The sequence below is a fragment of the Streptomyces sp. NPDC030809 genome (assembly GCF_055572195.1).
In genome coordinates this window covers 52,783-65,526 of record NZ_JBVIDV010000004.1, presented here as the reverse complement: position 1 = coordinate 65,526, position 12,744 = coordinate 52,783, and the positions used below count along the sequence as shown (strand labels likewise).

General features: G+C 73.8%; 11 protein-coding genes. 6 read left to right on the top strand and 5 right to left on the bottom strand.

Annotation, left to right across the window (positions count from 1 at the left end):
• Positions 1–102 precede the first annotated feature (102 nt).
• Positions 103–1,431 carry a helix-turn-helix domain-containing protein gene (locus tag ACZ407_RS07010; RefSeq protein WP_468126176.1) on the top strand — a complete coding sequence of 443 codons (1,329 nt, stop codon included), beginning with the start codon at positions 103–105 and terminating at the stop codon, positions 1,429–1,431.
• A gap of 6 nt (positions 1,432–1,437) precedes the next feature.
• Here ACZ407_RS07010 and cutA read toward each other — a convergent pair whose 3' ends face one another.
• Positions 1,438–1,770, bottom strand: coding sequence for a divalent-cation tolerance protein CutA (cutA, locus tag ACZ407_RS07005; RefSeq protein ID WP_468126175.1), 333 nt, complete (start codon positions 1,768–1,770; stop codon positions 1,438–1,440).
• 91 nt (positions 1,771–1,861) lie between these two features.
• Between cutA and ACZ407_RS07000 the strand changes: the two genes are divergently transcribed.
• Positions 1,862–2,332, top strand: coding sequence for an NUDIX domain-containing protein (locus ACZ407_RS07000; protein WP_468126173.1), 471 nt, complete (start codon positions 1,862–1,864; stop codon positions 2,330–2,332).
• A 349-nt stretch (positions 2,333–2,681) separates the two neighbouring features.
• On the opposite strand, the gene ACZ407_RS06995 is transcribed toward ACZ407_RS07000, so the two are convergent.
• On the bottom strand, positions 2,682–4,037 hold the full coding sequence (locus tag ACZ407_RS06995) for a dicarboxylate/amino acid:cation symporter (protein WP_468126171.1): 1,356 nt from the start codon (positions 4,035–4,037) through the stop codon (positions 2,682–2,684).
• 465 nt (positions 4,038–4,502) lie between these two features.
• The gene (locus tag ACZ407_RS06990) at positions 4,503–4,775 is read right to left on the bottom strand and encodes a DUF4229 domain-containing protein (protein ID WP_468126551.1); all 273 of its coding nucleotides are present in this window, start codon (positions 4,773–4,775) and stop codon (positions 4,503–4,505) included.
• Positions 4,776–5,052: 277 nt separating this feature from the next.
• On the opposite strand from ACZ407_RS06990, the gene ACZ407_RS06985 reads away from it, so the two are divergent.
• The 4 genes from ACZ407_RS06985 to ACZ407_RS06970 all read left to right on the top strand — a co-directional run bounded on the left by ACZ407_RS06985 (position 5,053) and on the right by ACZ407_RS06970 (position 8,650).
• Positions 5,053–5,652: an NADPH-dependent FMN reductase gene (locus tag ACZ407_RS06985; RefSeq protein WP_468126169.1), complete on the top strand. Its 600-nt coding sequence runs from the start codon at positions 5,053–5,055 to the stop codon at positions 5,650–5,652.
• Positions 5,653–5,692: 40 nt separating this feature from the next.
• Positions 5,693–6,406: a hypothetical protein gene (locus ACZ407_RS06980; RefSeq protein WP_468126167.1), complete on the top strand. Its 714-nt coding sequence runs from the start codon at positions 5,693–5,695 to the stop codon at positions 6,404–6,406.
• A gap of 230 nt (positions 6,407–6,636) precedes the next feature.
• Positions 6,637–7,926 (top strand): ATP-grasp domain-containing protein, encoded by a 1,290-nt coding sequence (locus ACZ407_RS06975; RefSeq protein ID WP_468126165.1) that lies wholly within the window; start codon positions 6,637–6,639, stop codon positions 7,924–7,926.
• A gap of 529 nt (positions 7,927–8,455) precedes the next feature.
• Positions 8,456–8,650: a hypothetical protein gene (locus tag ACZ407_RS06970; RefSeq protein ID WP_468126163.1), complete on the top strand. Its 195-nt coding sequence runs from the start codon at positions 8,456–8,458 to the stop codon at positions 8,648–8,650.
• Between the two features lie 100 nt (positions 8,651–8,750).
• Here the strand turns inward: ACZ407_RS06970 and ACZ407_RS06965 are convergent, their stop codons facing one another.
• Complete coding sequence (locus ACZ407_RS06965) at positions 8,751–11,927, bottom strand: AfsR/SARP family transcriptional regulator (protein ID WP_468126161.1); 3,177 nt, start codon at positions 11,925–11,927, stop codon at positions 8,751–8,753.
• 179 nt (positions 11,928–12,106) lie between these two features.
• A complete protein-coding gene (locus ACZ407_RS06960) occupies positions 12,107–12,631 on the bottom strand; it encodes a GNAT family N-acetyltransferase (protein ID WP_468126159.1) in 525 nt (174 codons plus the stop codon).
• Between the last annotated feature and the right edge of the window lie 113 nt (positions 12,632–12,744).

The window sequence follows — 12,744 nt, the reverse complement described above, 5'->3', positions numbered from 1 at the left end:
GGCCAATGCGCTGACTTCCCACTCACGGGTATCCCCGCGATGGGTAACCTGCCGTGCGAGGCTGAGCAACACACTGCGCCAACGTGCGTGATGGGGCATGCGATGACCACACAGCAGTCGTTCACGGCACTTCCCCCGGACCTTCTGGACCAGGCCGAGATGAGGGCAGCCATTGCCGGCCACGATTTCGGGAGCGTCTTTCGCCTTGCCCGCGAAAAGGCGAGAATCAGTTACTCGAAAATCGCGGCCGCTTGTGACATGAAGCCCGAACGAGTCGGGCTGTTGGCGCGCGGCGAGGGCAGCGTCACCAGCTTCGAAAAGATCACCAAGATCGCGGATGCGTTGCGCATCCCTGGCCACCTGCTGGGACTTGCCCCACGCTGGTGGGAGGCGGGCCGACCCATCGCACCTTCGGAGCGTGCCACGAGGACGACGGTGGAAGGGGACCCGCTTGTGGATCGCAGAAGCTTCGTCAAGGCGTCGGCAGGAACCGGGCTGGCCGCAGCTCTTGCCTGCCCTCAATCGGCTGGTGGGGCGGGCCGGATCTCTCGTGGATTCCCCGACCAGCTCAGGCAGCGGACAGCCCGGCTGCGCCGTCTTGATGAGATCCTCGGCGGCGGCGATACGTTCCGGGTCTACGTATCCGAATATCAGGCCACCAAGAGCGTTTTGCGAGAAGCCAGTTACACCGAGGACATCGGGAGGGAGCTGCTCTCCGTCCTGGCCGAGCAAGCGCAGCAGGCAGGGTGGGCCGCATTCGACAGCGGCAAACAAGCAGAGGCAACGAGCCTGTACGAGGCAAGCCATGCTGCGGCGCGCGAGGCCGGAGACCTACCCCTGGCGGCAAATGCTCTGGCCTTCCTTGCCTACCAGCGCAGCAGCGGAGACCGACAGGCCGGAGTCGACATCGCCGTCCGATCCTGTCAGACCGCCGGGCCGACAGCACCGTCCACTGTTCGCGCGCTCCTTCATGAGCGCCGGGCCTGGGCCTACGCGCTCGCTGGTGACACGATGCAGGCCCAGGATGCACTGGACACCGCCGAGCAGGCCCTCCACGAGAAGAGTTCTGAGAACCAACCGGATTGGGCGTCATGGGTGGATGAGACCGAACTCCTCATCATGACGGGCCGCTGCTGGACCGAGCTGGGGCGGCCGCTCCGGGCCGTTCCGGCACTGGAGAAGGCACTATGCCTGTACGACGACACCCACGCTCGGGACAAGAGCTTGTACCTCACCTGGCTCGCAGACGCGTACCTCGCCGCCGGCGAGGCCGAGGAGTCCGCGCATGCCATCGGCCGGGCCCTGGACCTTGCAGCGGGGGTCTCATCGGTACGCCCCCTTCAGCGGATCCGGCCGACCCTGCGTAGCCTGGCCCCGCACCGGAGCGTTCCGGCCGTTGCCGAGGTACTGGAGAGAGCCAACACGTCGTGAGTCGCCTCAGCCCGCGCGATCGGGATGCGTGGCGGTCGACAGCCAGTGAAGGTAGGCCGGCGATCCGGCCACGATGGGTACGGCGGCGATCTCCGGGTTCTTCCACGGATGGTGGTCCAACAGGTGCCGCTCCAGGTCCGCGTAGCGGTCCGCTCGGATCTTGAACAGGAGCTGCCATTCCTCCCCGGTTCCGAACTCTCCCTCGTGCCAGAAGGCCGACAGCACCGGCCCGACGATCTGCGCTCCCGCGGCAAGCCGCGCGGACACGGCAGTCCGTGCCAGGGACTCGGCCGACTGCCGGTCCTCGGTCGCCGTCGACACCTGCAAGAACTCGGCCATGCCGGTGACACTACCGCCCGGAACGACCGAACGGACTTGATCCATCAACCGCTCCGGCTGGGGCGGCACATCTCCAAGGAAGGCGGCAGCCATGGCCAGGCGTGACTACGAGGACGATCCCGATGCGCCCGAGGCGAACAGTCTGGTGCCGGCGGCGTCTGCGGTGGTCGTGGACGGGGACGGGCGGGTGCTGTTGCAGCGGCGCAGGGACAACGGGATGTGGGCGCTGCCCGGCGGGAAGATGGAGCTGGGTGAGTCCATCGGGGACTGTGCGGTGCGGGAGACCCTGGAGGAGACCGGGGTGAGCGTCGAGGTCGTCGGGATCGTGGGGACGTACACCGACCCGCGGCACGTGTTCGCGTACGACGACGGCGAGGTGCGGCAGGAGTTCTCCGTCTGCCTGCTGGCCCGGCCGACCGGGAGCACGGCGGTCCGGGTCTCGGACGAGTCGTACGAGGTGGGCTGGTTCGCGCCGGAGGAGGTGGACGGGCTGCCGATGGTGGCGGGCATCCGGCGGCGGATCGCGGACTGGCGGGCCGGGGCGGGACCCGTGGTGCGGTGACCCCCGCCCCTGCCGGACGCCCGACCCCCACCCCGCCGTGACCAGGAGGCCGGCACGGCCGGGACGCGCGGCCCCCGTCCGGCCGTGACCAGAAGGCCGGCACGGCCGGGACGCCCGACCCCCACCCCGCCGTGACCAGAAGGCCGGCACGGCCGGGACGCGCGGCCCCGTCCGGCCGTGACCCGGACCGGCACGGCCGGGACGCCCGACCCCCACCCCGCCGTGACCCGGACCGGCACGGCCGGGGCGCGCGGAACCCCCGTCCGGCAGGGACGGGGGTTCCGGGTGCGGGGCTGCGGGAGCGGGGCGGTCAGGCCGGGGCCGGGCCGCGCCCGCGGGGCGCGGGCGGTCAGGCCGCGGCCGGGGCCGTCGCCTTCTGCTCGGCCTCGTGCGCGGACGGCGCCGGGCCGTCGAGCGGGGAGGACGAGGCCGCAGCGTAGGCCTCGCGGTCGAGGATGCCCTCGCGGGCCGCGACCACGACCGGGACCAGGGCCTGGCCCGCCACGTTCGTCGCGGTGCGGATCATGTCGAGGACCGGGTCGATGGCCAGGAGCAGGCCGACGCCCTCCAGGGGCAGGCCCAGGGTGGAGAGGGTCAGGGTCAGCATGACCGTGGCGCCCGTGAGGCCGGCCGTGGCGGCCGAGCCGACCACCGAGACGAAGGCGATGAGCAGGTAGTCGCCCACGCCCAGCGGGACGTCGAAGATCTGCGCGATGAAGATCGCGGCGAGCGCCGGGTAGATCGCGGCGCAGCCGTCCATCTTGGTCGTGGCGCCGAACGGGACGGCGAAGGAGGTGTACTCCTTCGGCACGCCGAGGCGCTCGGTGGCCTTCTGGGTGACCGGCATGGTGCCGACCGAGGAGCGGGAGACGAAGGCGAGCTGGATCGCGGGCCAGGCTCCCTTGAAGAACTGGAGCGGGCTGACCTTGGCGACCGTCGCGAGCAGCAGCGGGTACACCCCGAACATGACCAGGGCGCAGCCGATGTACACGTCCGCGGTGAAGGTCGCGTACTTGCCGATCAGGTCCCAGCCGTAGTCGGCGATGGCGTAGCCGATGAGGCCGACGGTGCCGATCGGGGCCAGGCGGATGACCCACCACAGGGCCTTCTGGAGGAGCTCCAGGACGGACTCGCTGAACGCGAGGACCGGGGCGGCCTTCTCGCCGAGCTGGAGGGCGGCGATGCCGGCGACGGCGGCCATGAAGACGATCTGCAGGACGTTCAGCTCGGTGAACGGGGTGATCACGTCGGTCGGGACGATGCCGGTGAGGAAGTCGATCCAGGAGCCGGCGTGCTCGGGGGTCTTGCCGTCCTTCGGCGTCAGGCCGGTGCCCGCGCCGGGGTTGGTCAGCAGGCCGATGGCGAGGCCGATGGCCACCGCGATCAGCGAGGTGATCATGAACCAGAGGAGGGTGCGCGAGGCCAGGCGGGCCGCGTTGTTCACCTTCCGCAGGTTGGTGATCGACACCAGGATCGCGAAGAAGACGAGCGGGGCCACGGCCAGCTTCAGCAGCTGGACGAAGATGTCGCCGACCTTCTCCAGAGTGGTGTACAGCCAGCTGACGTCGTGGCTGCGGGCGACCCAGCCGAGCAGTACGCCGAGCACGAGGCCGGCGACGATCTGCGCCCAGAAGGGCAGTGCGGGCAGCGCGAGCTTGGACGACGGGCCCTTCGGGGCCGTCTGGCTCTTCGGTATCGCGGACACGGGCACTCTCCGGGGATGACGCACGGGGGCGGGACAGGCGGGCAAAGGTTCTGCGGGCGCTTGTTGCGGTGCGGCAGCCGGGAGGGCCGGCCGGGACCGCTGCCGAGTCGCACGGGCTCAGCTCAGACTCGCGCGGGGCTGAGGTTTCAGCGACAGCAGCAGGCCGCGGACACACGGCGGCAGAGGTCGACGTGCCGGCGCGCCACGAGCGGGATGCTCCTGGCGGATCGGTGCGCGGCGCGGGTCGACATGTTGAAACGCTAACACTTTCCCTTTGAGAATCTCAAAGCCTGACTTTGGGCTCGGGGCAGGGAACGGCCCCGGCGGCAGGTCCGGAAAGGCCCCCGGAAACGCATCCGCCCCGGTCACGGACGGGATGTCCGGTACCGGGGCGGTTTGCGATGTGATGAACCTTACGGGCGCGGGCCCGCGGCCGGGTCCTGCGCGGAGGGCGGAGGGACGGGCTCAGGAGCCGGCCCGCGCGGCGTCGTCCGCCGCGTCCTCCTGGTTGCGGTTCGCGGCCAGCCTGGACTTCACGCCCTCCACCCGGCCGCTGATCTGCTGCGACATCTCGTCGCGCTGCTTGCGCAGGAGGACCAGGGACAGCGGGGCCGACAGCACGAGCGCCAGCAGCACGACCCAGATGTAGTTCGCGTCGCCGATCCCGGACGGCAGCACGCCCAGCTTCACCAGGCCGAGGACGGCCACCAGGCATCCGAAGAAGATGCCCAGCCGCATGGTCGTGTAGCGGATCGTTGCGCTCGGCTTCCCGGCCACGGCACGCCTTCTCTCTCCGTCGATGTGTCCGTCGTACGTCGGTCCTGCCCGTCCAGTGAAGCACGCGGCCCTTCGCTCCCGTGAAGCGGACCCGGGAACCCGCCCAGGCACCCGGGAACCCGCCCCGGGACCCGGCAGCCGCTCCCGGGAACGGAGCGGGAGGGGTTCGGGAACCGCGGGCGGGAGGCTGCGGCCAGTCGAAGGCCTGCCGAACGGGAGGCCGAGGAGGAGGGTTCCCGTGGCGAAGATCGTCCTGGTGTCCGGCAGTACGCGCCGCGACTCGCTGAACAGCGCGGTACTGGCGACCGTACGGCACGTCCTGGCCGGGCTGCCCGGCTCGCACGAGACCGTGCTGCTGCCCGTGGGGGCGCTGCCGCTCTACGAGGCCGAGCTGGAGCGCACGGACGGCTCGGACGCGGTGCGCGTGGCCCGGGCGCTCGTCGGCGAAGCGGACGCGCTCTTCTTCAGCACCCCGTCGTACAACGGCGAGATGCCCGGCGCCCTGAAGAACGCGCTGGACTGGCTGTCCCGCCGGGACGGCGACACCACTCCGCTCAGCGGCAAGACCGCCGCCGTGGCCAGCGCCTCCCCCGGGGCGCGCGGGGCCCTCGACGCCCAGCCGGGTCTGGCCGGGGTGCTGGCCCGCTGCGGGGTCCGGGTCGTCGCGCACGAGCCGGTCGCGGTGGGCGGGGCCGGCGGGCTGGCCGTCGAGGACGGCCGGTACACCGACCCCGCTGTGGTGGCCGCCCTGGAGAGCCTGACCATCGCCCTGCTGGCGGAGCTGACCGCCGCCGAGGCGGAAGCAGGAGCGGGAGCGGAAGCCGGGGTGCTCGTCTGATGGCGGCCGTGCCCGGGCGGCTGCCGGCCCCCCACCGCTCATGAAGGGCCACCCGGCCGCCGCACTCGCGGCCCGCGGCCCCGCCCCGCACCTCGCCGCGCTGCTGCCCGCCCCCCTGCCGGCCCGGCGGGCGCACCGGCTGCACCGCCGCGCCCTGCGCCTGACCGCGCGGGCCGTGGCCTGGTTCGCCGGCCACGACCCGGCGGGCCCGGCGCCCTCGGTCGGCTGGGCCGGTTCGACGGGTTCGGCCGACACGGCCGCGCCCTCCCGCGCGGCCGTCCCGTCCGGCAGGCCCGGAGTGGCCGCCGGGCACGCCGGGCCCGCCCGGTCCCCCCGGACCGCCGGAGGGGCGGAGCCCGTCCACCGCGCGGAGCCCGCCCACCGCGCCGGGACCGTCCGGGCCGTCCGGGCCGTCCGGATCGCCGGAACCGTCGGCACCGGCCGGAGCGCCGGGACCGCAAGGACCGCCGGCGCCCCCGGAACCCCGGCGGTTCCGGCGGCGGCCGACGAGCGCACAGCAACAGACAGCAGGTGGAACGTGACAACGGACAGCGGATGGAACACCGCACCCGGCAACGACGGGAACGCGGCACCCGACAGCGGATGGAACACCGCACCCGGCGACGACGGGAACGCGGTACCCGACAGCGGGTGGAACACCGCACCCGACAGCAGCCGGAACGGCGCACCCGACAGCGGGTGGCGGCCCGCGCGGACCGGTGGCCGCGGGAGGACCCGTACCGGTACGCCGTGACCGCCACCGCCGGGTTCCCGACGGCACCGCCGGGTTCCCGACGACCACCCCCCGGGTTCCCGACACCAACCCGGGGTCACCGAGACCGGGTCCCCGACCGCCACCGCCGGTTCCCGACCGCCGCCGGTCTGCTGCCCCCGCCCACCACCCCCGTGCCCGGGCCGGACCGACCGCCGGTCCCGGACGCCCGTCCGTCGGCGCGACTCCCCCCTTCCCGATCGGAGCCCCTCATGACCCACACCAGCGAAGCCGGCCGCCTCCTCTTGGTGATGCCGTACGAGCGGCTCGTCCGCAAGGCCGTGGAGGCCGGGTTCCGGGTCTGGTCGATCTGGGACCCCAAGCTCCGCGGGGCGGACTACCTGGCGCGGGTCGCCGCCCACTCGGAGGAGCTGGCCCTCGTCGACTTCGAGGACGAGGGCGCCCTGCGCGCCCTGGTCGCGGAGATGGCCACCGCGCACCGGGTGGACCACGTCCTGCACCTGGGCTCCGAGGCGGGCATGGCCGCGGTGCTCGCCGAGGCCGAGGCCCTCGGCCTGTCCCCGAACACCGCCGAGTCGGTCCGGCTGCTCAACGACAAGCACGCGATGCGCCGCCTGCTCAACCGCAACGGAGTCTCCGTGGTCCGGGCCCGCCGGGCCGAGCGGCTCGCCGATGTGGAGCCGCTGCTCGCCGAGTTCGGGCTGCCTGCGGTCGTCAAGCCCGGCAACTCCGCCGGCGGCCGGGGCATCGGGCTGGTGCGGGAGCCGGCCGACCTGGCCGCGTGGACCGCCCGGGTGGCGGACGCCGGGATCGAGGGCCCCTTCATCGTCGAGGACCACCTGACCGGCCCGGAGTTCAGCGTGGAGACGCTGACCGTCGACGGCATGCACCACGTCATCGGCATCACCGCCAAGGAGACCGCCAGGGAGGCCGCCGGAGCGGCCGGAGGCGCCGCACGGGACTCCGGCTTCGCCGGGACCGGGCACCTCCACCCGGCCCCCCTGGCCCCCGCCGACGAGGCCGTGATCCGCGCGACCGCCACCGCCCTGCTCGACCTCGCCGGCTACCGGTTCGGCCCGGCGCACACCGAGGTGATCCTCACCCCGGCCGGGCCCCGCATCGTGGAGTCCCAGGCCTGCCTGGGCGGCGACCGGATCCCGCTGCTCGTGGAGGTGGCCGGCGGCTTCGACCTGGAGGCGGCGGTCTTCCGGGCGCTGGCCGGGGAGGACGTGGCCGCCCCGGTGCCGGACCGCTTCGCCTCCGTCGGCTTCTTCCGGCTGCCCGCCGGCCGGCTGGAGTCCGTGGCGGACCTGGCCGAGCTGAACTCCCGCGCGTACGTGCACGCCGTGGTCTTCCCGTACGGGCCGGGGGACTTCCTGCCGCACCCGACGGAGTCCGGCAGCCGGCACGGGTACGCCGTCGTGGACGCGGCGAGCCCCGCCGAGGCCGCCGAGCGGATCGCCGCCGTACGGTCCGGACTGCGCGCCACGATCACGGCGACGGCCGCCCCGGCGGCGGCCGTCGCCTCCCAGGCCCTCTGAAAGCCCGCCGCCCTCCCGTGCACCGTGCGCCCGCCGCCCTCCCGTGCGCCGTGCGCCGTGCGCCCGGCGCCTTCGCAGCAAATCCGACCCGCAGGCCGGTTGCGGCCGGAACCCGCCCCTGCGGGGGCCCGGTCGGCACCGACCGCGCACCACGTGCGTGTAAGGCGCATTCCGGCCTCCCCGCCGGAGCCCGAAACGGGGCCCGGGCCGCCGCCCGCCGAGCCCGGGGGACCGGCAGCAGGCCCACCACCTCCCCGGACGTCCCGGCGGTGGCACCGACACCCGCTCCGGTAGGGCCGATCGGAACAGCCGTTTCGAGACAGGGCACCGCCATCGATTGAGTCAATGTGAACAGCAGAGAAAATCACCGGCCCAACTACCCGGCGGAACCTGGTTCCTGACCGATTCCCGCTGTACTGTCCGAGCCGGTAACAGAGCGGGAACCGTTGGGGAACGGCTCCCGCGAACCTCTGTGTTGTCGAAAGCACCACGCACGACACCACGGAACCAACGGGGCGGGGATACGGAAATGCGCAGCAAGCTGGCCGGAATCATCGGGATCGTCACTCTGGGCCTGGCCCTCGCCCTCGGGGCGAGCGGCGACCTGGGGTGGAAGTCCGACCACGGGCGGACCGGTGTCCAGCACACCGAGGCCGAGAACACCGGCCCGCGGGCCCCGTACCCGGCGCCCGCCCCGGCCCCCGACGCCGGCACCGGCGTCTGACCCGGGCACCGGCACCGGCATCCGCACACGAAGAAGCGGCCCGCACCCCTCCCCGGGGGCGCGGGCCGCTTCTCGTGCAAAGGCCCGCCCGGCAAGCCCGCTACAGCGGCGCCCGCGCGCCCTGCGGCACCCCCATCGCGTCGAACAGCGCCACCGCGCGCGCCCGGTGCTCCGCCGCCCCCGCCCGGTCCCCGCGCTCCTCGGCGACCCGGGACAGCCCGGCCAGGGCCCGGGCCTCCTCCATGCGGTACTCGGCGGCCGCGGCCCGCCCGTGGACGCTCTCGAACAGCTCGGCCGCCCCGTCGTGATCGCCGCGCTCCAGCCGGAGCGTGCCGACGAGCCGCTCCACCTTCATCTGCCGGGGCGGCGAGGCCCGCCGCCGGACCAGCTCCATGGCCTGCTCCTCGCAGCGCCGGGCCTCCTCGGGCCGGCCGAGCAGCTCGCGGACGGTGGCCGTCAGCGCCATCGTGACCGCGAAGTTGTCCGGCTGGCGCGACTCGTCGAAGAGCACCAGGGCCTGCCGCAGGCACTCCTCGGCCTCCGCCACCCGCCCCAGCGCGAGCAGCGCGCTCGCCAGGTCGTTGCGCGCCGCGACCTCGCTGTCCCGGCTCTGCACGTCGTGCGCGAGTTTCACCGCCCGCTGCGCCGCCTCCACCGCCTCCGGGTCCCGGCCCAGCCAGCCGTACGTCGTACTGAGCGAGCACAGCAGGTGCAGCTCGGACTGGACGTCCCCGGTCTCCTGGTGGACGGCCACCGCGAGTTCCTGGCAGCGCAGCCCCTCCTCCAGCTCGCCGAGGCTGCCGTGCAGCAGGCCCAGCAGCTCCAGGCAGCTGCCCTCGCCGATCCGCTCGCCCTCGGCCCGGGCCAGTTCCAGCGCCTCCTCGGTGAGGGTGATCCCCTCCCGGAACCGGCCGAGCTTCCACAGGGCCGACACCTGGTTGGTCAGGCTGATGCGCAGCGCCCGGGTGTCGCCCAGCCGGCGGGCGGCCGCGATGGCGGTCTCCCCGACCCGGCGGTACTGCTCCATGTACGTCCGCATGTCCAGGAAGAACACCAGGTTGCGGGTGGTGTAGACGGCGTGCCGCAGGAAGCCCTGGGCCTCGGCCAGGGCGATCGCCGCGGCCAGCGCCTCGGCCTCCCGGTCGAACCAGGCGGCGGCCGCGTCCGCGCCGGCCAGCGGCGGCAGCTCGGCCGTGGACTCCCGCAGCCCCGACGCGTACTCGGAACGCGCGGGGAAGAGCAGGGCGCAGGCCGCCTGGGTGGCCGCGTAGAAGTAGTCCAGCAGCCGTTCCAGCGCGGCCGCGTCGTCCGCCGCGGTCTCCTCGTTGCGCAGGCTCTGCGCGAAGCTGCGGACCAGGTCGTGGAGGGCGTAGTAGCCCAGCTCGTGCTGCTGCACCAGGTGCATGTCGAGGAGGTCCTCCAGGAGGTCCTCCGCGTCCCGCGGGTCCTCGCCGAGCAGCGCGGCCGCCGAGTGGACGTCGATCTCGGCGCCGGGGTGCAGGCTCAGCAGGCGGAACGCGGACCGGTGGGCCTCGTCCATCGCCTGGTACGACAGGCGCAGGGTGGCCGCGACGCTCCGCTCCCCGGAGCTGAGCTCGTCCAGCAGCCGGGTCTCGTCGCCCAGCCGGTCCACCAGGTGCTGCACGGTCCACCGGGAGCGGTTGCGCAGCCGGGCCGTGGCGATGCGCAGGGCCAGCGGCAGGTGGCCGCAGAGCGCGGCGAGGGCCCGCGCCGCCTCCGGCTCCCGCCCGGTGCGCTCGGCGCCGAGGGTCTCGGTGATCAGCGCCATGCTGTCCTCGGGGGACATCACCCCGATGGAGATCCAGTGCGCGCCGTCCAGCTCGACCAGCCGGGCCCGGCTGGTGACCAGGACCAGACAGCCCGGGGAGGCGGGCAGCAGGGGGCGGACCTGCGCCGCGTCGCAGGCGTTGTCGAAGAGCAGCAGCAGCCGGCGGCCGACCAGGGTGGCCCGCCACAGCGCGGCCCGGCCGGGGGCGTCCTCGGGGATCTGCTCCCCCGGCACCCCGAGGGTGCGCAGCACGCCCGCGATGACCGGTCCGGGCTGGAGCGGCTGTTCGCCGGGGGTGTAGCCGCGCAGGTCCACGTGGAGCTGCCCGTCGGGGAACCGCTCGGCCAGCCGGTGCGCGGCGCGGACGGCCAGGGTGGTCTTGCCGGTGCCGCCCATGCCGTCCACGGCGACGATCCGGGTGGCGGTGTCCTCCCCGTCCGCGGCGGCGGCCAGCAGGTCGGCGAGCTCGCGTTCCCGCCCGGTGAAGTCGGCAAGGTCGTACGGGAGGGTGCAGGGGGCGGGCGCGGGCGCCGGGGCCTCGGCGGCGGGCTGCGCGGAGGCGGCGGCCCCGGCGTCCGCCCCGGGCCCGGCGGCGGGTACGGCGCCGGCGGCCGCGGCCGGTGCGGGGGCCGCGGCGGGTACGGCACCGGAGCCGGCGGCGGATCCGCCCGCGGGGCCGGCCGGGGCCGGGGCCGGGGCGGACGGCACCGCCGGGGCGGGGGGCGCCAGTTCCGGGCTGTCCCGCAGGATGCCCTCGTACAGTCCGGTCAGCCGGGGGCCGGGGTCCACGCCGAGTTCCTCCACGAGCAGCTCGCGGACCCGGCCGTACTCCTCCAGCGCCTCGGCCTGCCGCCCGGAGCGGTACAGGGCGAGCATGAGGTGTCCGCGGAGGGTCTCCCGGAGGGGGTGCGCGGCGACGAGTTCGCGCAGGTCGCCGACGAGCTCGGTGCTCTCGCCGCGGTCCAGGCGCAGCCGGAAGAGCTGTTCGGCGGCGGCGAGGCGGCGCTCCTCCAGGGCGGTGGAGGCCGATTCGAGGACGGGGCCGCCGGCGCCGGCGAGGACCGGGCCCCGCCACAGGTCGAGTCCGGCGCGCAGCTCGCCCTCCGCGTCGGCGGGGCGGCCGTCGGCGAGGGCCTCGCGGGCCAGCCGGGTGTGGCGCAGGAACAGGGTCAGGTCGAGCTGGTCCTCGCCGAGGACGGCCCGGTAGCCGGGTCCGTCCGTCGCGATCAGGCCGCTGCCGCCGGGGATGCGGCGGCGCAGGTCGGCCACGGCCTTGCGGATCTGGTGGGGGGCGGTTGCGGGCGGTTCGTCCTCCCAGGCGGCGTCCACGAGGCGTACCACCGGTACGACCCTTCCCGGTTCCAGAAGCAAAGTGACCAGAACGCGTTCCTGGATGGGGCCGCCGAGCCTCAGACGCTTGCCGTCCGCCCAACCCTCCAGTGCACCAAGGACGTTGAACCGCACCTCGGCCTCATTCTGCTCCGCCATGAACCCCACCCGTCTTACGCTGCAAAACCCCAGGCAGAGGCCCTGCTCGGGGAAGAGAGTAAAGGTTTCGGAGATCGGGCGGTACTGCTCCGCAAGGTGACCGGGAGCCCCGAAACCCAAGCTTCACGAGCGGCCGGGAGCGGGGATGGCCGGAGTTTCGCCGATGACTTTCGGCCAACTCAGAGCAGGGGCAGGAGCATCGTGATCTCGTCGCGGTCGTCACCGGGGGCGACCCGGATCGCCCCGGGCACCCGCCCGACCTCCTTGTATCCGCAGGAGGCGTAGAAGTCCTCCAGCCCGTGCCCGCCGCGGCAGGTGAGCCGGATCGCCTCGATCCCCTCGAAGGAGCGGGCCGCGTCGGCGAGGGCCGCCATCAGCTCGCGCCCGTACCCGCGGCCCTGGACCTGCGGGTCGACCATGACGGTGTAGGCCATGAGCCAGTGGCGCATCAGCGGGTGCCGGTTGAACGCGAGGAAGGCGGCGGCCCGCACCTCGCCGGCCGCGTCCCGTCCGGCCACCAGGCGGATGCGGCCCTCGGCCATGCCGGCCAGGTGGTGCAGCAGCTCGGGCCGGACCTGCTCGGGGGTGACGGGCGGGACGAAGCCGATGGAGCCGCCGGCGTTGCTGGCGTCCGTCCAGATCCGGACGAGCGCCTCGCGCAGGTCGGCGTCCATGGCGGGATCAAGAGCAAAGGTAAGGGTCACAGCACAGGATTATCCATTACACACCCTGCACCCCACAATGTTTTTCCGCCACCCGGGCCCGCAGACCACAGCCCGCCCGGAAACGCGGAAAGGGCGGCGCGGTTCCCGGATGA